Source organism: Bradyrhizobium huanghuaihaiense, assembly GCF_007830635.1.
GTDB classification, from domain to species: domain Bacteria; phylum Pseudomonadota; class Alphaproteobacteria; order Rhizobiales; family Xanthobacteraceae; genus Bradyrhizobium; species Bradyrhizobium huanghuaihaiense.
The window spans coordinates 13,599-32,379 of the sequence record NZ_VLLA01000046.1; the positions used below are offsets into that span (position 1 = coordinate 13,599).

Below are 18,781 nucleotides of genomic sequence, written 5' to 3' on the forward strand. Positions count from 1 at the left end.
ATGAATGCTCCGTACACGGCGCGCCGCCATCCGGGGGGCGCCGTTTCTCATGTCGGGCACCGCCTTGATGCTGAGAGGGAGAGGACGGCCGGGACGGGTTTGAGCCGGCGCGGTCAGAGAGAGCGCCGATCGGCTCGCCCGTTCCCGCTCTCCTGAAGGCTTCCTCCATGACTGACCTTTCCCCGATCGCGGCCGATCAGGCCGCGCCGATCTCGCCTGTTCGCGCTCCCGAGGGCGCCAGTGTCATCATCGCTGCCGCGAGTCATCTCCTTCCGCATCTCGAGCGTGGTCGGCGCATCGACGCCGCGATTCTCCGCGCAGCAATGGAAGCGGCCTCCGGCGCATCCGATGCGACGGGCGCGTGGGACTGGAAGATGACCTATGACGCTTGCGAGGTCGCCACCGTCTTGTTCCTACGCAAATACGGAAAGGCGCTCTTCCGCAAAGCCGCTTCTCCGGCTTCTCGACTTTCCGCCTTGGACAAGATCGCGGGGCTCCTGCCGACCCACACGCGCCGCTCTGTCGAAAGCGAGACTTTCCAGCAATTCTCGACACCGCTCCAGCTCGGCCTGACCGCGCTGACCGCGGCCGCCATGACGGCGGCCGATCGCGTGCTCGAGCCGTCCGCAGGCACGGGGCTACTCGCCATTCTTGCCGAGATCGCCGGCGGCGGCCTCGTTTTGAACGAACTGGCCGAGACTCGGGCCGCGTTACTTTCTTCCCTCTTTCCGGCCATTTCCGTCACGCGCTTCGACGCGGCCCAGATCGACGATCACCTCGATCCCCCGGTCGTCCCAGGTGTCGTGCTGATGAACCCGCCGTTCTCGGCGATGGCGAACGTTTCCGGCCGCATGCCCGATACCGCGTACCGTCACATCGCCTCGGCCCTGGCGCGTCTTGCCGATGGCGGCCGGCTCACGATATCAGGCGCAAACTTCTCACCCGACGCTTCAGCCTGGCGCGACGCCCTCGTCCGATTGCAGGAACGCAGCCGCGTGGTGTTCACCGCCGCGATCGCCGGCGCGGTCTATGCCAAGCACGGCACCACCATCGAAACACGTCTCACCGTTATCGACAAGGCGCCGGCCGATGACCCGAACGTGTTCCCTGAATCGCCGGGAGTGGCGCCCGATGTCGCGACGCTGCTCCGCTGGATCGGCGAACGCGTTCCACCTCGCCTGAGCGTCGCATCAACCGGCGCGCTTCCCATGTCAGTCTCGTCAGCGCCTCGCACCGTGCGCGGCTATCTCGCGCCGGCCACCACGCAGTCGGTCAGCGCGTCGGTCGCGGATCCCGAGGCCGTCGACCTCGCGTATGAGACATTCGACTGGATCCCGCCCGAGGGGGCGTGCCTCAGCGATGCCATCTACGAAGAGTACCGGCTCCAATCGATCCGGATCCCCGGCGCGCAGGCGCACCCGACCAAGCTGGTGCAGTCGGCTGCGATGGCCTCGGTCGTGCCGCCGAAGCCGAGCTACAGGCCCCGGCTGCCGGCCAGCCTCGTCAGTGATGGCATCCTCTCCGACGCCCAGCTTGAGACGGTCATCTATGCTGGCGAGGCGCATGTTGACTATCTTGCCGGCTCTTGGACGGTTGACGAGACCTTCGACCTGGTCGCGGCCGCCCGCGACGACGCGCCGAACGCGGTCCGTTTCCGTCGAGGCTTCATGCTCGGGGACGGCACCGGCGCCGGCAAGGGTCGCCAGTCCGCCGGCATCATTCTCGACAATTGGCTGCAAGGCCGGCGCAAGGCGGTCTGGATCTCGAAGTCCGACAAGCTGCTCGAGGACGCGCAGCGCGACTGGTCGGCGCTGGGCATGGAGCGTCTGCTGGTCACGCCGCTCTCGCGCTTCCCTCAAGGCTGCGAGATCCGGTTGGCCGAAGGCGTCCTATTTTTAACCTACACTACGGTCCGACGACCGCGGCGAGAAGCTTTCGCGCGTCCGGCAGATTGTTCAATGGTTGAGCTCCGACTTCGACGGCGTCATCATTTTCGACGAGAGCCATGCCATGCAGAATGCCGGTGGGGGCAAGGGCGAGCGGGGCGATGTCGCGCCCTCGCAGCAGGGTCGTGCGGGCTTGCGACTTCAGCACGCGCTGCCCAATGCCCGCGTTGTCTATGTCTCGGCCACCGGCGCCACCACCGTCCACAACCTCGCCTACGCCCAGCGGCTCGGCCTGTGGGGCGGCGAGGATTTTCCGTTCGCCACCCGCGCTGAATTCGTCGAGGCGATCGAGGAGGGCGGCGTCGCGGCGATGGAGGTGCTCTCCCGCGACCTTCGCTCGCTCGGTCTCTACACCGCCCGCTCGCTTTCCTACGATGGCGTCGAATACGAGCTCGTCGAGCACCAGCTCACCGACGAGCAGCGGCGCATCTACGACGCCTACGCCGGCGCCTTCAGCGTCATCCACAATCACCTCGACGCGGCAATGCAGGCCGCCAACATCACTGGCGAGACTGGCACGCTCAACCGCCAGGCGAAGTCGGCCGCGCGCTCGGCCTTCGAGTCAGCCAAGCAGCGTTTTTTCGGCCATCTGCTCACCAGCATGAAGACGCCGACCCTGGTCCGCTCGATCGAACGGGATCTGGCCGAGGGCCATGCCGCTGTGATCCAGATCGTGTCGACCGGCGAGGCGCTGATGGAACGCCGGCTTGCCGAAATCCCACCTGCGGAATGGAACGACGTGCGCGTGGACATCACGCCGCGCGAGTACTTGCTGGATTACCTCGCCCATTCCTTCCCGGTGCAGCTCTATGAGCCCTTCACCGACGCCGAGGGCAATCTCTCGTCGCGGCCGGTCTTCCGTGATGGCCAGCCGGTCGAGAGCCGCGAGGCCGTCGCCCGCCGTAATGAGCTGATCGAGCGGCTCGCTTCGCTTCCGCCCGTTCCCGGCGCGCTCGACCAGATCGTGCAGCGTTTCGGCACCGACCTCGTGGCGGAAGTGACCGGACGTTCGCGACGCGTGGTGCGCAGGGGTGACCGCCTTGCCGTCGAGAGCCGTGCCGCCTCCGCCAATCTCGCAGAGACCGCCGCCTTCATGGATGACCTGAAGCGCGTGCTTGTCTTCTCCGAGGCTGGCGGCACGGGCCGCAGCTACCACGCCGAACTCTCGGCGCGGAATCGCCGGCTTCGGGTCCATTATTTGCTCGAGCCGGGCTGGAAGGCTGACGCCGCGATCCAGGGTCTCGGTCATACGAACCGCACCAACCAGGCACAGCCGCCGCTCTTCCGGCCGATCGCGACCGACGTGAAGGCGGAGAAGCGCTTCCTGTCGACCATTGCGCGCCGGCTCGACACGCTGGGTGCGATCACGCGCGGCCAGCGCCAGACCGGCGGCCAGGGCCTGTTCCGGCCCGAGGACAATCTTGAGAGCCACTACGCCCGCGATGCGCTGCGCCAGCTCTATCTGCTGCTGGTGCGCGGCAAGGTCGAAGGCTGCTCGCTCCAGACCTTCGAGGACGCCACGGGCCTGAAGCTCATGGACGCGAACGGCATCAAGGACGAGCTGCCGCCGATCACGACGTTCCTGAACCGGCTGCTCGCGCTCACCATCGATCTGCAAGGTGTGCTGTTCACGGCGTTCGAGGAGCTCCTCAATGCCAAGGTTGAGGGCGCCATCGCCAGCGGCGTCTACGATGTCGGGCTGGAGACCCTGCAGGCCGAGAGCTTCATCATCACCGATCGGCGCCCGATCTACACGCACCCCCCGACCGGCGCGGAAACCCGGCTGCTCACCATCATCGAACGCCGGCGCAATCGCCCCATGACGCTGGATCAAGCGTTCGATTATCTCGCCGATGCTCGCGCGGTGCTACTCGTCAACGAGCGCTCGGGGCGCGCCGCGGTGCAGATTCCGGCGCCAAGCCTCATGCTCGATGACGGCGAGATCGAGAGCCGCGTGCGGCTGATCCGCCCGATGGAGCACCATCATGCTTCGATGAAGATGATGGACGAAAGCCACTGGCAGCCTGCAGAGCGCGAGACGTTCGCCGCAGCATGGAACGGCGAAGTCGTCGACGTCCCCGAGTTCGCCGAGAGCACCCTTCACATCGTCGCCGGCTTGCTGTTGCCGATCTGGAAGCGGCTGCCGAACGAGTCGACACGAGTCTATCGGCTCCAGACCGACGAGGGTGAGCGCATCATCGGTCGCAGGGTCTCACCAGCCTGGGCGGCGAACGCTTGCGCGACCGCTACCTGCAGCTTGACCCCACCCGAAGCCTTCGCAGCGCTGATGGAGGGGCGCACTGTCCTCGACCTCGCCGAGGATCTGCAGCTTCGCCGTGTCCGCGTGATGGGCGTCCATCGCATCGAGCTGTCCGGCTTCACTGATGCAATGCGTGACCGGCTGCGCGCCTACGGCCTCTTCAGCGAGATCATCTCGTGGAAGCTGCGCATGTTCGTGCCATCAGATGCGACGGGCGCCGCGGCGTTGGCAAAAGTGCTCGACCACTATCAGGTCGTGCGCATCGGCGAGCGGGAGGCCGCCTGATGGCCCGCGACAACGCATCTGAGCTGGCCCGCCGTCTCGCGCGTGACGCCGAGGCGGTGTGCCGCCATTATCTGTCCAACGGAAGGCGCCAGGGCCGCTACTGGACAGTGGGCGACGTCCGTAATACGCCCGGCCGGTCGATGTTCGTCCGGCTCAGCGGACCGGAATCCGCTCCTGGCGCCGCCGGCCATTGGCGAGATGCCGCCTCGGCCGAACATGGCGATCTCCTCGATGTGATCCGCGAGAGCTGCGGTTTCACTAGCTTTCGCGATGTCGCCAATGAGGCACGACGCTTTCTGAGCTTGCCGCGTCCAGAACTGGAGAATGAGCCAGATCGCATCCGGTCGAGAACATCGCCCGCGCCCCTCGGATCGCCGGAGGCGGCGCGGCGACTCTTCGGCATGTCGCAGTCGATCGCAGGCACACTTGTAGAAGCGTATCTCCGCAATCGTGGCATCACCGCTTTGCACGAAACCGGAAGCCTGCGCTTTCACCCACGTTGTTACTACCGGCCCGACGACCACAGCCCGACCGAGACCTGGCCGGCGATGATCGCCGCCGTCACCGATCTGAACGGCCACCTGACCGGCGCGCATCGCACCTGGCTTGACCCCGGAGGCTTCAGCGAGACGACGCTCGGCAAGGCGCTGATCGACACGCCGAAGCGGGCGATGGGTGACCTGCTTGGCCAAGCCGTTCGATTTGGCATAGCGGGTGAGGTCATGGCGGCCGGCGAGGGCATCGAGACAATGCTGTCGCTTCGCTGTGCTCTGCCGACCATGCCGATGGTCGCAGCCCTCTCGGCGGCGCATCTCTCTGCCATCCTTCTCCCGGACACGCTCCGCCGGCTCTACATCGCCCGCGACAACGATCCTGCCGGTGACGGCGCCATGGCAACCTTGATCGATCGGGCGCAGGAGGTCGGGATCGAGCCGATCGTGATCTCGCCACGGCTTGGCGACTTCAACGAGGATCTTCGCCTGCTCGGATTTGACGCCCTTCGAGCCGCGAGCCGCGTGCAGATCGCGGCGCGGGACGTCGCGCGCTTTATGGAACTGGCGGCATAGCCGGAACGGGGATGAGGTGCGACGCAGCCGCTTCGTTATCGCGAGGCCGGTGATCGTGTTCCCCTCAGCGCCGGAGAGGACCTCCCCACGGCCTTCTGAGAGGGCGATCGGGCGGCAAGCGGCCCGGACCGGCAACCTCCGTGGACCGACTATTTTCCGTCGGCGGCGGAGCCGCCTTTACATCGCGAGGCAAAATAGTCGGCCCCCTTCGGCCCTCCGCTAAGGCTGCGGCCCTCCGCTCGCGCTGCGGGTGCAAGTCCGTTCCGCCCGCCGCTTTCGTCGCCATGAAGGCCGCGATGGGCGCGGTCGATCCGACGAGGGAAAGCCGCAATGACCACCGACCGCGACAACAACTTCGAGCACCACGGCTCATCCCCAACCGACCACGTCCTCCAGGAGCTCCAGCTCTATGGCTACCGCCCCTTCCAGGACGAACCCGATCCGAGGCCGCTCCCCGAAACGCACATCCTCGCCGGCAGCATCGCCGACATCTTCGGTGCCCTGGTGGTGGCGCTGTCCGATACTCGCCTGGAGCCCGACCTTGAAGACCTGCTCTGGTCGACGGTGAACGTCTTCCATCGCGCTATCGACAGGATCGAGCGCGAGCTCGACGATAACGAGCTGGCGCAGCAGCGCTCGCAGCAGGAGCAGGACGGCAGCGAGATCAAATCCGTCGAGCTGGAGCGACTGACGGCGGAAGGGCAGACGCTGATCGAGCGACGAGGCGCCTTCGAGCTGATGCGCGACCACGCCGCCGACGAATTCGAACGCCACACCCACTCCGCTTGGCGGCCGCGCAACGGATCGAGGGTCAATCACCGCAATCTGACCTCAGCGATGATCGACAGCCGCGATTTCCTGGCCGCGAAGAAGCGCGCCGACAACCAGGTGCTCATGCCGCCCGGCCCGAAAGTCGCGTTGACAGGCGGTCTCGAATTCAACGATTACCGGCTAATCTGGGCTAAGCTTGACCAGGTGCACGCCAAGCATCCGGACATGGTGCTGCTGCACGGCGGATCGTCCAAGGGCGCTGAACTGATCGCCGCCAAATGGGCCGATAGCCGCAAGGTCCCGCAGATCGCCTTCAAGCCCGACTGGACGAAGCATGCCAAGCCTGCTCCCTTTAGGCGCAACGATGCGATGCTGGAGACGCTGCCGATCGGCGTGATGCACTTCCCCGGCACCGGCATCCAGGACAACCTCGCGGACAAGGCAAAGAAGCTCGGGATTCCGGTCTGGAAATTCGGCGACGCGTGAGCGCTGCCGCAAATTCTAGCGGTCAAGAGCCTCCGGCTCGCTCGATGCCGCTGATCGTGCGACCAGCGGCGGGCCCACATGCGTTCGCCGCAGCCTTGCACCGGGTTCGCTCGGATCACACGAAAAACCTGGCATGAAAGCCAGGGCTCGTGATGAAACGGCGCCTATCCGGCCGCGACGATCGACTGCTAGTTGGCATGAGGTTTTTTGAACAAAATATGACTCTGCGGCGTCCATTCTTGAGTGTCGCGCTGATATACGTCGCCACCATCGATCGTTGGCCTTGCGATGTAGGTTAAAGTTCTATGGGACTTTCTAGTCCCGCAATGAACCGTTGTTGGCTGCACGAGAGGCAGGCGCTTCGCAATAATTACCATAGGTCGGTGGGAGATTCTAGTTTGTTGAGTGCCACGAACACGCGATCGCCCGCAGCTTCTCATTTCCGAGCCAACCTGAAACGTTGCCGCGTTTCCTCAACTTGAGGACGCTTGCATTGAAACTAGAGCTGGCCCCGCAAATTCGGACAGTAGCTTGAGTGGATTTTCTGCCTGACAGTGGCGAGGCTTCTTGCCGCGAATCAGGAGCGAAGATTGCCAAACGCCATCCGGAACTGCCCCCTTTGCGTTATGAAGAACTGCCCCCACCATCTGGGTTATTATCTCGGTTGAAGGTTGTTTCCGCCGGTGACGGGCCGGAGGAGGCAGAGCCGACCGGAGGGCCGTCACCAGCGGGCGGCGGCTGGATGAGGCCGCTCTTGCGCTTGGCGCGGAGCCGGTAACTGTCGCCGCGGATCGTCAGCACGCGGCTGTGGTGCAAAAGCCGGTCGAGGATCGCGGTGGCGACCACGGGATCGGCGAACACAGTGCCCCATTCGGCAACGCTGCGGTTCGACTTGATCAGCATCGCGCCGGTTTCGTATCGGCGGCTGACCAGTTGGAAGGGCCGCGTCAGGTTCCAGCGGCAGGTAGCCGAGTTCGTCGACAATCAGCAGCTTCGGCTTGGCCAGCGCGAGCAGTTTCGCGTCCAGACGCCGTTCGCCATGCGCCTTGGCAAGACCCGCGACTAGCGTCGTCGCCGTGGTGAACTGCACCGTGTATCCGGCCAGGATCGCGTCTCGTCCGAGCGCGATCGACAAGTGCGTCTTACCTCAGCCTGGCGGGCCGAGCAGCAGCACGTTCTTTCCGTTGGCTATCCAACGTGATGCGGCAAGATCACGGATCTGCTTTGGATCGATTGACGGCTGCGCCTGCGCCTCGAAGTCGAAGCCAGCAAGCTCCTTCACGGCCGAGAAGTGTGCGAGCTTCAGCGCCATCTCTATGCGGCGATGGTCCTTGGGTGCGATCTCGCGCTCGGATAGCAGGATCAGCGTCTCACGCGCCGACAGTTTCGCGCGCGCCGCCTCGTCGAGCAGGCTGTCGAGCTGATCGCGGATACAGAGAGCTGCAGTCGCACCAGCATGGCATCGAGCGGATCGGTCGTTGCTTCCATTATCTTCTTTGCCCGCGCCATCAGAAGCTTCCTCCCACCACGGCTTCGTGTTCGGCAAGAGGGCGCAACAACGACAGCGATGAGGACGGCGTCAGGACCGCCGCCGCGATCTCAGCCCAGCGGACCGCGCTATTGCGACCAGCAACACCATCGAGATGGGGGCGGTGTCGATGATCCGCAGCCGGCGTCCATCCGATTGCTTGTGGATCGCAACCTGGTGCATGCCATGGCGGATGCGGACCTCGCCGGCCGCGACCGTCACCGCCACGCGCTCGCCGATCAGCCGCCACGGCACCGAGTAGCCGTTCGTGTCGATCTCGACGGCGCAATCATGGCCGACGACGCGGGTCAGTTCGCGCAACGATCCGAACGACGGCTGCCCGCAGAGCGGTTTCAACCGGTGTGCCTCGTCACGCGCGAAGCGGACGATCGGCGCCTCGCCGGTCGTGCCGTGGATACGCACGTTCGCTACCTCACGCTCCCACTCGACGAGATGCGCCTCGAATGCCTCCCAGCTCGCGAAGGAATGCCCCGCAATCGCGTTCTTCTTCACGTAGCCGACGCCGTTCTCCGTCTTGCCCTTCGTGCGCGCCCGATACGGCGCGCAAGCGCGAGGACGGAAGCCCCAATGCTTCGCGAACGCGATGAGCCTGTCGTTAAACTGAACCAACCGGCTCACCGCGTCATGGCGCACCACGAGCGCGCGGGGATTGTCCATCAGCACTTCCTCCGGCACGCCGCCGAAGATCGCGAATGCGCTCTCGAGCCCGGCGAACCAGTGCTCTTGCTTCTCGGCCCGGAACGCACGGACATGCAGCAGCCGCGAATGCCCGAGCGTCGCCACGAACACAAACGCCTTGATCTTCACCCCGCCGATCTCGACCAGACGCTCGCCGAAGTCGATCTGCAGCTGCCGGCCCGGGGCGTCTCGAAGCGCGTCGTCGCCAGCGCTTCGGCCTTCAGCGCCTGGCGATAGGGCTGCGCGGCGCGTTGCAGCGTCCGCCGGCTGACTGCCACGCCTCGCTCGGCCAACAAGTCCTGGCGCCCACGTCGGCATTGCCGCGATGCCGAATGAGCCTCTCGCGCAGCCAACCTTCAAGGCCGTCGAGCTGCTTCGGCCGCTCAGGCGACTTGAACGGCTTCACCCCGCCCGCCGCCACGTAGTCCTTCACCGTGTGATGGCTGCAGCCCAGATGCCGCGCAATCGGCTTCACACCCCACCCGCACGCCTCAGGCGCAACATCTCCGCCACGTCATCCGGCGTCTTCATCACCTGCCCCCGTGGATCGCTCCATGGCGAGCCTTCAGCTCGTTCTTGCTTCATTCACTCTCTCCTCAGCTATCCGAGGAGGGGGCAATTGCTCGTGACGCTGAGGAGGCAGCTTTCCATGGCGCGCGACACGAAGATGACGAAGAAAAGCCGGCGGGCGCACTCTCCGGCATTCAAGGCGAAGGTTGCCTTGGCTAACTAGCTCCTGGAAGGCGCCGCCGGCATGTTTGGGGATGACAATCATCACCGACGATCCCGACCTGTTGCCGGGAGTCCGCCTTCGCCGCAAGACTGAACCGGCTGGTGCTGCAGGGGCTCGGCAGCTAGTCCAAACACGTGCCACGCTCCACTGCCCGCCCTTGCGGGTAGCCACGAGGTCGGCGGCGCGCTGTAACCGCTGCTCGGCCTCGATCATGGCGCGGTTGGTAAATCGTGCCTCGCCCCGTTCGTCATTGCCGAGGTCCACGAGATCAGGCGAGGCAGTCACCGCATTCATCACCTGGTTGAATGGTCCAGTCCGTCCGAATGACGATGCGCGAACATCGCAAGGTCACGCCCGGTGAAGGGCGCCTGCTGGTGGGTGATGGCGTCCAGTGCAACATGAGGGTCCGCGATAATCCGCTCGCCATTCTCCCGCGCAATTCGTCGATAGTCCTCGGCGCCCTTGGCCTAAAGACCTTCCGTCTCCATCCGCTGCCGGGGCTGCCAATCTTGTGCTGCGGCTCAAGCGCGATGCCCTGGGCCTCAAGGCTGCGGTGATCGATCCGTGCCATCGATCGAGTTCAGCCAATCGCTCGTTAACATGCTCGGCCCATTGCTCGCGCCCCCGCTCGACAAGCTCCGTGCGATTCCACTCCCACAGCTCGGGACCGAACCTAGGCTCGCCATCCTCGCCAATACTCACGCCGCGCATGGTGAGTATGACATGGGCGTGGGGTTTCGCCATGCCGTCCGTGCCGATATATCCCAATGCAAAATGAGATCAGCGGTCATGCCGGCCTCCACGAACTCGGCCACTACGAAGTCGCGGGCCAGTGTGATGCCCTGTTGCTGGTTCATCTCCTGCGAAATGGCAAACTCCACCTCGCGGGCAAGCTGCGCATCCTTTCTGATCTCACGAGCTTCAACCTCGTTCCAAAGCTGTTCACGGTCGCGCCAAGCTTCCGGCGCGTGCTCTGGCAGCATCACTTCGGAATGGACAATGCCGCTCTTGTTGGAAAAGTGCTGATCGCGGTCGATACGCGCGTCATGCAACCGCGAGCCTGAGCGGTAGGCGGCCGACGCAATCGCGCGCTGTCCTTTCGCGCGGCTGATGACTTCGACGCTGAGGTGATAGATTGCCATGACGGCAATCCAGCTACTATCAACAAGCGCACGTCGGAACGACGTATAAGCGCCCCTTGAAAAAAATTCTCGGGACGGCTCACCATAGTTCGCAATCCACCGGCTGCCTCTCCACAGGCGCGTGGCTATTCTCAGGTGCATCATCAATCGATGGAGACCGAAGATGCGCAAACGACAGGACGTTGATGCGGAGTTGAAAGCATTCGCCAACAGGACGAAACAACTGAGGGAATTGCGCGTGCGGCTGCTCGGAGAACTCGTCGTGCCGGAGCGTCGGCCAGCAAACAAGAAGGCCCAGCCGTGAGGCCGAGCCTTCTTGCGTCAGTATCTCCCGACTCTTACCTCGCTCCAAGTATCGGCAGCTTGTAGTTCACGCCAAGGCTAACGGTCTGTACGGTCGTGCTGTTGGGTGAAAGCGGTACGCTGCCAAGCCCGGCGGTGGTAAAGACGGGCGACTTGCCGAAGTCGTAGTACTTGTACTCCAGCGCCATCGACCAGTTGGGCAGCAGCGCGTATTCAAGACCGCCGCCGACCGTCCAGCCCCAGTTCGTGTTGCCATTCGTCAGTATGGTGCCGGAAATACCGCCGGTGTTGAACTGGTTAGTCTGACGATCCCAGGCGGAGCCGCCCTTGACGTACAGCAACGTGCGGTCAAACGCGTACCCGACGCGCCCGGTCAGAGCGCCAAGAGCGTCGATCTGGCTGCCGCAGTTGAAGCCGGCAATCTGCGGGCTCGGGAATGCACCAAAGCAGGTGTTGGTGCCTTGGACGTTGGCCCAGTAACCCGAAGCCTCAAGACCCAGGACCCAAGAGCCCGTCTGGTAGTTGATGCCGATCTGACCGCCGAACATGGCACCACCCAGATCAGCGTAGTCGCCCGACACCGGCGTCGGGAACGGATCCGCATAGTGGCTTCTGCCCTTGCCCGCGCCGATCGTGCCGCCGAGATAGACGCCGGCCCAGTTCGTGGGCATCACTGGTGGGGGCTCCTTATCGATCCCGTTTGCCTTGGCCTGGGCGGTGTCGAGTTCGCCGGACTTGTAGGAGGCCTGCAGGAAGCCGCCATAGCGCTCCGAATAGAACTTCGTTGTCTGTGGTGAGCCACCGGGAAACTGGGAGTAAGCGCTATCGGTTGTAAAGAACCAGTAGCGGCCGCCCACACCAACGCTGAAGCGGTCGGAGACGGCATAGGACAGCACGGCCTCGAACTGTGTGCCCCAGCCGTGGCCCGGATCAGGCGTGGGATTGATATCGGCACGGAGCCAGTGGTTGTCGAAGCCGGAGCGGCTAGCGTAAGGCAGGTAGGCAGCATCGACTTCAAGCTTGAGCCTGTCGGACAGCCTCGCCTGTGCATTGATGCCGATAGCAGCCGCCCGCCAAGTCTCGGTTTCGCTTAGGACCAGGAAACTCTTCGAAGCCTCTAGCGGGGGCCCGTTGGTCGCCTGTTGTTGGATACCAAAGCCGTTGGCGCGCTCATAGAACGAGTGATAGCCGACGTACGCACCAAGCCTGCGGCCGTCGTCGTTGATGAAGTTGTAACCGACGTCCGCGGTGCCATACGTGAACCTACCACTCTTCATGTCCGAGTTCGTGTTGGAGTAGTTGATGTAAGGGAAATCCTCATCGTTCAGCTTGCCGTCGACGAGAGGCCCGAGGCCAAGATTGCCCCTGGCGAAAAACCCGCTCTTGTGATCGAAGCGGAAGAAGGTTTCCGCGGCATGTCCGGTCTGATCGCCATAGATCAGGCGAGAGACCAGGTGTGTGGGCCGCAAGCCGTACAGGTCCTTCTGCATGCGGCCCGTGCTGCCAAAATAGCGACTCCCGGCTTCAATCGTCCAGCCGCCAAGCAGCACTGGCGTCGTCGCCGCATCGGCCCTGGCATTCAGGATCGGCCCGCCAAGGCCATAATTGACGCCTGCCTTGATCATATCAAACCGTTGCCTGAAGCCGACGGTCGAGGCGTTGTTGAACTGGTCGACGTAGTTGGAGTCCTTGCTGCCGAAATCAAAATGATCGTATTCGACAAACGCTGACAGATTCGGGCTGAATGCGTACTCAAGTCCCAATCCTCCCATCCAACCCCAACGCGTGCCGCTCTGGTTGAACTTGTTGATGTAGTGACTGGTCCGGGCATCGCTCTCGTCGGTCGCCCACGCCGCGCCGGCCTTGCCGTAAATCAGCAGATTGCCCCAGGTCTGTCCTAGCCGGCCAGCAATCGTGCCGAGCGAGGTGACGCGATTGTCGCAGGTAAAGCTGATCACGCCGTAGCGGTTGTCCGCACGATTCGCGCATTTCGCAAAGCCGTCGACATCGGCGGCGCTTGCCGCGATCTCCAGTCCGGTCACCCAAGTGCCAAACTGATAGTTAACGCCGATCTGGCCGCCGCCAAGCAGACCTTCGGCGTTGCCGCTTCCGGGGAAACCTCTGTTGGAGAAATCCGCCTGCAGCCCGGTGGCGGTCTGCCAATCGCTTGAACCGAATGCGCCCCCGAGATGCGCGCCGACGTAAATGCCGGTCCAATTCCACAGGGTCGACGGCGCTGCCGTAATCGGCGGCGCGGTCTTGACCGGCAGGTCCGCCGCGTGAGCCGGACCGTAAAGGCCCGCCATCCAGCAAATTGAGTTGCTGGCAAGCAATGCCTTCAACCAGCACGGACGAGAAAAACGAAACCGATCATGCCCCATGGTTATTGGTACGTCCCTGGTAGACTGGAAAAGTGTGAAATGGATCCGCGGAGCGGGACCGGCCCTGTACGCTGCCGGCTGATTTCGCATACAGCGGCCCGTCGGACCATTGCGCGGCCTCTTGGTCCGCACCAAAGCGGTAGTTCAGGCCAAACTTTCCGATGTGATAGTTGCTGGTCAGGCTGGTTGTGTCCGCCGGCAGAATCGCAAACGGAAGTAACTGCACTGTCGAAGCCGTCGCGACACTCGTGCCGCCAAAATGCCTTGGCTGCGCTGCTCGCGACGAGCGCAATTGGTGTCGCTCCACAAAAGATAATTCTAGATCGCATCAAAGTTTGTCCTGCACTTCCCAGTTCACGACGCGCCTCCTTAAGTATCGCCGCACGACAAATCGTCGGAGCAGACCAGACCCGCGGCAACGCGCGCCAGGTCCGTCCAGAAGACCACCGCACTGCGATTGGTGATGGTGCGCGAATGAAGCAATGCATGTGCCAAACTGAATTCGCATGTTTTGCAGGGGCTTCGGAAGAGTTTGTCGTCAACTTGCCGACTGTTGTCTCAAATTCGACAATGTGAGCTTTCGGCAGTCTCTCCATAGCCCGACATTTGCGAGGGCAGATCCAATAGGCAACGTTTATAGTTGCGTGGAATAGTTGCGCGCCGCCAAAACGGAAAACAATCAGGGCTTTGGAGTGAGTGGCGATTGTGATCCCGGATGCTCAAAAGCAACCCATACGATGGGGTGGCCGCCGAAATGGAGAAGAACACAGGACTTCCTGAAACTGATTGCGCTAGGTGATTTCAACCGGTAGGCGCCCAGTTGAAGATCACAAAGGGTCAAACGCCGATTCCACGAGCCTTTTGGGCGCAAGCTCGCGCTAATGACAAAAAATGCGCAACTTGATCTGTGACGATTCCGTCGCCGCCGTTTGCTGCTATACTGCGTTCGCGCCGCGGTGGTGGTGGAAGGCGCGACCGTCAGACCTTTATCTCACGGAGCCCACCACCATGATCACCTTGGGACCACTGCTTGTTTTCCTCGTCATAGGGTTCTTCGCCTGGCTGCTCTTCACGCTTGCAGTCTTCGCGTTGCCCGTCTTCGCCGGGGTAACGATTGGTCTTTGGGCCTTCCACACGGGAGCCGGCGCTCTGGGCGGCATCGCTGTCGGCCCCGTGGCTGGCGCCGCAACCTTCGGCATCGGCCAGCTCGCACTCGCCCTCGTGACTTGGACTTGGCTCCGGCTCTTCGTCATCATCTTCTACGTCGCACCAGCCACCGTCGCCGGTTACAGCGCTACGCATGGAATTGCCCAGATGGCGATGTCTTCACCCACGTGGCAGACGGTTTTCGCGGTCGTCGGAGCCGTTGCCATCAGCATCACAGCTTTCATCCGCTTCACTGGAATAGCCGCGGACGGACCAGCAAGACAGCGCTTGCCGCGGGGCTGATATGTGTACTGGGGCGGCGGCCTAGTACGACCCAGTCACGACGGTATCGCTTCGCCGGCGATCGATGTGGACGCGGACACGATCAGCATCATGGGCCGTTCGAGTTCTTCGGCCAATTGCGGCATCTGCTGGATCTGCTCGTGTGTCGGGGCAAACTCCTCGACCCGCCGAACTTGAACCAATCCGTCCGACGTTCACCCTCGACGGAATTCGATTGACAGGCCAAGTCTTGCGGCCCTCCTCATCAGAAATCCAGTGCGGATGTGCCGCTGCCATGAAGATCGGATGCTCAATTGTAAAGACGAAATGCCGTCAGGAACCAGCGCCTTGCGGATCAAGCGCACGAGGCGGCCTAAATCCTGAACATAGTGAAAGGTCAGTGCGCTGTAGGCGAGGTCGAAAGCCGTCTCAGGTAGGTCCAGTGTGTCGAGATCGGCGATGCGATACTCGATGGCAGTGTCCGCTGTGTGCGCCCTGGCACGCTCGATCATGTTCCGCGACAGATCGAGACCAAGAACCGAGGCCGCGCCCTGCTCGCGCATCCAGCGCGAGGCCCAGCCGAAGCCACATCTTAGACCGACGACGCGTTTCCCGCCCAGATCGGGCAGCATAGCCCGGATCGCGGGCCATTCAGGAGCGCCGTCGCGTCCATACATCTGCCGGGGCAACTGGCTGTAGCCAGCGAAGAAATCGGGATTGTCGTAAATATTCTGCGCCATGTCTGCCTGCTATTCGGCTTTTCGCCTTGCCCGGGACGTTCCTGCTGATCCAAGCAGAATTGTCGCAGTGGGCTGCGACGCGTCATGATCCGAAATCAAGCTGCACAAAAAGACATCTTAAATCTTAAATCGGGCTTCTCGCGCCGAAAACGAAAAACCCCGGCATGAAAGCCGGGGCCACGTGATGCCACGGCGTACATCCGGCTGCGACAACCAGGCGACAGTTAGCACGCGGTTTTCGAAGAAAATGTGACCTTGCGTCGTCGTTCCTGAAGTCGGCCGATTTCAAGGTGCTTGAACTTCGCACGACCATCACGTGGGGCCTTCTGTCCAAGACCTGCGATCGAGCGAGACAACGGATTCCTTTCCACTTCGCGCAGAGACTTGCCGCCGGTTCGTTGATTGATTTAGATGAGAAGGTGGTTTTTCTTTTTGGAGCAAATGACGTGGCGTTAGGTACCGTTAAGTGGTTCAACCCGACGAAAGGCTATGGATTCGTTGCGCCGGACGATGGTGGCAAAGATGTTTTCGTGCACATCTCTGCGGTAGAGAAGGCCGGCTATACCTCGCTTGTTGAAGGCGCGAAGGTCGGCTACGAGCTGGTGACGAACCGCAGCGGCAAACAAGCCGCAGAAAATCTCCGCCTAGGATGAGGCGGAGCTCGAATGCTGGCATTCTTTGAGCTAGTCCGAATCTCGCGCTTTTGAGACATTTGGAATATATCTCAGTTGGCACTCGAGGGCGGCCAAAGTCGAACGGGCTGAATCCAAAGGTGCAGTCGCCTCGCTTAGGTTGGCCCACGATTCGTCCCGCCGCGAGACAGCTACCAAGCCAATCTCAATGCTATCCTTGAGAGACCTCGGGTCTTCGCTGCATAAGGCGCGCCCCAACTCAAGCAGTGTCCTGGTCAGTGCTCGATGCGCGGAACGTTCCTTTCGCTCCAGGCCGTCGACCACGGCGAGGGCCCCGCGATAGTGCCGTATCGCTTCGATGGTTCTGTTTTCGAGGTTGCTATTGTCGCTCATCCGGTTCTCTTCTCCCTCGAGCTCTAGCGGGCATCGTCCTGCGCGAGATCCTCCTTTTGGGCTGCGCGGCTAATATGTCGTAACCGCTGCAGGGCCGGCCGGGGAAAGGCCTGGCGACGGCTGATAGCGTCACATTGAAAGGGGTTGACCGGATCAGGCATTCAGCGTGCTCGCGATTCTTCCTTGAGATACAGTGAGAGCGGCCCAGGCGTCGAGGCTCGACCGATCATCGCAGAGTGGCAGTTTCGTGGCAGTCCTTGGGCGGCGTCGACCAAATGGCGACGGATCACAGATACGGCCAGCCGCTCTCGTCAACGGGGCGTCCAGCCGATCCGAGATCGCGGAAGCGGAGATCCGTCTACCTGCAATAAAGAGAGCTCATCACCATTAGATTCGGTTGCGCCAACTCTTTCAGTGGACTCGCAGATCGCCACGTTCTCTTTGATGTCAGCTCTGTTCGGACCGAGCGCACCAAACGGCCTCTTCGATGGATTGATCTGGCCGAAGGACGGCTGACGCCTCGACCGCCTATGGCGCAACGGCGCCGATCGACTTTCTTCCCCTGCCGGCTGCGCCGTCATTCCTCGCGAAACAAGAAAGTCGCTTGGCTGCCATCCTCCGCTGACGCTTCGGCCCCTTCGGGGTGCGCCGTCGATCGCCTCCGGCCTGTCGATCACCATCGAGGCCGCAAGGTGCGGGCTCGGAAAACAGAGATCAAGGAGAACTACCATGGCGACCATCGGCACCTTCAAGAAGACCGGCAACAACGAGTTCAACGGCGAAATCGTCACCCTCTCGCTGCAGGCGAGGAACGTCCGCATCGTCCCCGAAACCAGCCGCTCGGGCGACAACGCCCCCAGCCACCGGATCTATGTCGGCCGGGTTGAGATCGGGGCCGCCTGGTCCAAGCGCTCCAATGAGGGCCGCGACTATCTCGGCCTCAAGCTCGACGACCCGAGCTTCACCGCACCGATCTTCGCGAACCTCTTCGCCGATGAGGAGGGCGAGGGCTTCAGCTTGATCTGGTCTCGTCCAAACCGTCGGAACGGCGACTGATCCGATCCGCAATGCCTCGCCCGGCTGGCCCGGGCGGGGCATCGCTAAGCTCAAGAGCTGGCCCGTGCAGAGCTTGGCGAGCCGATACACATGCCGGATCAATCCCGATCAGCGAGCGCGAGTTTGCCCCGCCTTGATCGGCCGTCTTTGATTGGCCTCTAATACGGTATCGACGATGTCCTCCCAGTCGGGGCAAATTGCGACCAACTGATCCAGCACAGTGGGATCGCGCTCGATCTGGCCGAGCGCCTGAGCGCGCCATTGGTCGTTGAAGCTGATGCTCATCAACCCCAAACATTCGACGACCGAACTGTCAGGCGGCAAGTGTTCCAAGATTGCCGTCACTATGCCGGTCCATTGTTGAAGTAGACGCCGATACTCAGCGGCGGGTCCGCTCTCCAACTTCTCTTGAAGGAGATCAATCAGCAAGAGGAAGCGAATCCGCCAAGGTTGGGGCCTGAGGTCCCCGACGTAAGCGTCCATGACTTCGCGGATGTCGGCTGGCAAGTGCTCGGACAAGGTCATAAAGCTCACTCCATCTCACTCAGCACGCCCTTCCGTCCCTGGACAGGTATGCGTCTCTGAAGACAGACCAGATTTACATAAGTCGCCTATCAACTAGGGTCTGTACCTAAATAGCGCCACGTGATTCTCTTGCCTACGTGTTGATTCGGGGGCGAGAGAATGCGCGCTGGTTTGTTTTGGCTGAACGACAGGCAATGGGCGCGTATCGAACCGCATCTGCCGAGGGGACTGACGGGGCCGGATCGGGACGACGACCGACGCATCGTCAGCGGCATCATTCACATGCTGCAATCGGGTGCACGATGGCGTGATTGTCCACGTGAATACGGCCCTTACACGACGATCTACAATCGCTTCAATCGCTGGGCCAAGCGAGGACGATGGTGCGCAATCTTCGAAGCGCTGG

General features: G+C 62.5%; 8 protein-coding genes and 6 pseudogenes. 8 read left to right on the forward strand and 6 right to left on the reverse strand.

Annotated elements, in window-relative coordinates:
- Positions 1–167 precede the first annotated feature (167 nt).
- From IQ16_RS46165 to IQ16_RS41805, 3 genes and pseudogenes are all read left to right on the forward strand, one after another.
- Positions 168–4,491: pseudogene (locus IQ16_RS46165) on the forward strand (strawberry notch-like NTP hydrolase domain-containing protein).
- Positions 4,491–5,558 carry a DUF7146 domain-containing protein gene (locus tag IQ16_RS41800; RefSeq protein ID WP_011084736.1) on the forward strand — a complete coding sequence of 356 codons (1,068 nt, stop codon included), beginning with the start codon at positions 4,491–4,493 and terminating at the stop codon, positions 5,556–5,558. Before IQ16_RS46165 ends, IQ16_RS41800 begins: the two are co-directional and overlap by 1 nt.
- A 330-nt stretch (positions 5,559–5,888) precedes the next feature.
- The gene (locus IQ16_RS41805) at positions 5,889–6,815 is read left to right on the forward strand and encodes a DUF2493 domain-containing protein (RefSeq protein ID WP_011084737.1); all 927 of its coding nucleotides are present in this window, start codon (positions 5,889–5,891) and stop codon (positions 6,813–6,815) included.
- Between the two features lie 655 nt (positions 6,816–7,470).
- Here IQ16_RS41805 and istB read toward each other — a convergent pair.
- The 3 pseudogenes from istB to mobQ form a co-directional block, all read right to left on the reverse strand.
- A pseudogene (istB, locus tag IQ16_RS46170) lies at positions 7,471–8,303 on the reverse strand (IS21-like element helper ATPase IstB).
- 20 nt (positions 8,304–8,323) lie between these two features.
- Positions 8,324–9,627 (reverse strand): annotated as a pseudogene (gene istA, locus IQ16_RS47740) (IS21 family transposase).
- Between the two features lie 304 nt (positions 9,628–9,931).
- A pseudogene (gene mobQ, locus IQ16_RS46175) lies at positions 9,932–10,917 on the reverse strand (MobQ family relaxase); the annotation flags it as partial.
- Positions 10,918–11,080: 163 nt separating this feature from the next.
- Here mobQ and IQ16_RS45405 point away from each other — a divergent pair.
- Positions 11,081–11,221, forward strand: a complete 141-nt coding sequence (locus tag IQ16_RS45405; protein WP_156149859.1) for a hypothetical protein — start codon at positions 11,081–11,083, stop codon at positions 11,219–11,221.
- Between the two features lie 34 nt (positions 11,222–11,255).
- Here IQ16_RS45405 and IQ16_RS41835 read toward each other — a convergent pair whose 3' ends face one another.
- Positions 11,256–13,601 (reverse strand): outer membrane protein, encoded by a 2,346-nt coding sequence (locus IQ16_RS41835; RefSeq protein ID WP_232675247.1) that lies wholly within the window; start codon positions 13,599–13,601, stop codon positions 11,256–11,258.
- 1,008 nt (positions 13,602–14,609) lie between these two features.
- Between IQ16_RS41835 and IQ16_RS41845 the strand changes: the two genes are divergently transcribed.
- Positions 14,610–15,050, forward strand: a complete 441-nt coding sequence (locus IQ16_RS41845) for a hypothetical protein (RefSeq protein WP_026312808.1) — start codon at positions 14,610–14,612, stop codon at positions 15,048–15,050.
- A gap of 35 nt (positions 15,051–15,085) precedes the next feature.
- On the opposite strand, the pseudogene IQ16_RS41850 reads toward IQ16_RS41845, so the two are convergent.
- Positions 15,086–15,769 (reverse strand): annotated as a pseudogene (locus IQ16_RS41850) (class I SAM-dependent methyltransferase).
- Positions 15,770–16,215: 446 nt separating this feature from the next.
- On the opposite strand from IQ16_RS41850, the gene IQ16_RS41855 reads away from it, so the two are divergent.
- Positions 16,216–16,422, forward strand: coding sequence for a cold-shock protein (locus tag IQ16_RS41855; RefSeq protein ID WP_026312807.1), 207 nt, complete (start codon positions 16,216–16,218; stop codon positions 16,420–16,422).
- Positions 16,423–17,523: 1,101 nt separating this feature from the next.
- A complete protein-coding gene (locus IQ16_RS41870; RefSeq protein WP_011084751.1) occupies positions 17,524–17,850 on the forward strand; it encodes a DUF736 domain-containing protein in 327 nt (108 codons plus the stop codon).
- Positions 17,851–17,958: 108 nt separating this feature from the next.
- Here the strand turns inward: IQ16_RS41870 and IQ16_RS41875 are convergent, their stop codons facing one another.
- Positions 17,959–18,375: a hypothetical protein gene (locus IQ16_RS41875; RefSeq protein WP_026312806.1), complete on the reverse strand. Its 417-nt coding sequence runs from the start codon at positions 18,373–18,375 to the stop codon at positions 17,959–17,961.
- Positions 18,376–18,512: 137 nt separating this feature from the next.
- Between IQ16_RS41875 and IQ16_RS41880 the strand changes: the two are divergent.
- Positions 18,513–18,781: pseudogene (locus IQ16_RS41880) on the forward strand (transposase); the annotation flags it as partial.

Coding starts and splice junctions, on each gene's coding strand:
- IQ16_RS45405 (WP_156149859.1), top strand. CDS start 11,081: ATGCGCAAACGACAGGACGTTGATGCGGAGTTGAAAGCATTCGCCAAC.
- IQ16_RS41805 (WP_011084737.1), top strand. CDS start 5,889: ATGACCACCGACCGCGACAACAACTTCGAGCACCACGGCTCATCCCCA.
- IQ16_RS41835 (WP_232675247.1), bottom strand. CDS start 13,601: ATGGGGCATGATCGGTTTCGTTTTTCTCGTCCGTGCTGGTTGAAGGCA.
- IQ16_RS41800 (WP_011084736.1), top strand. CDS start 4,491: ATGGCCCGCGACAACGCATCTGAGCTGGCCCGCCGTCTCGCGCGTGAC.
- IQ16_RS41870 (WP_011084751.1), top strand. CDS start 17,524: ATGGCGACCATCGGCACCTTCAAGAAGACCGGCAACAACGAGTTCAAC.
- IQ16_RS41875 (WP_026312806.1), bottom strand. CDS start 18,375: ATGACCTTGTCCGAGCACTTGCCAGCCGACATCCGCGAAGTCATGGAC.
- IQ16_RS41845 (WP_026312808.1), top strand. CDS start 14,610: ATGATCACCTTGGGACCACTGCTTGTTTTCCTCGTCATAGGGTTCTTC.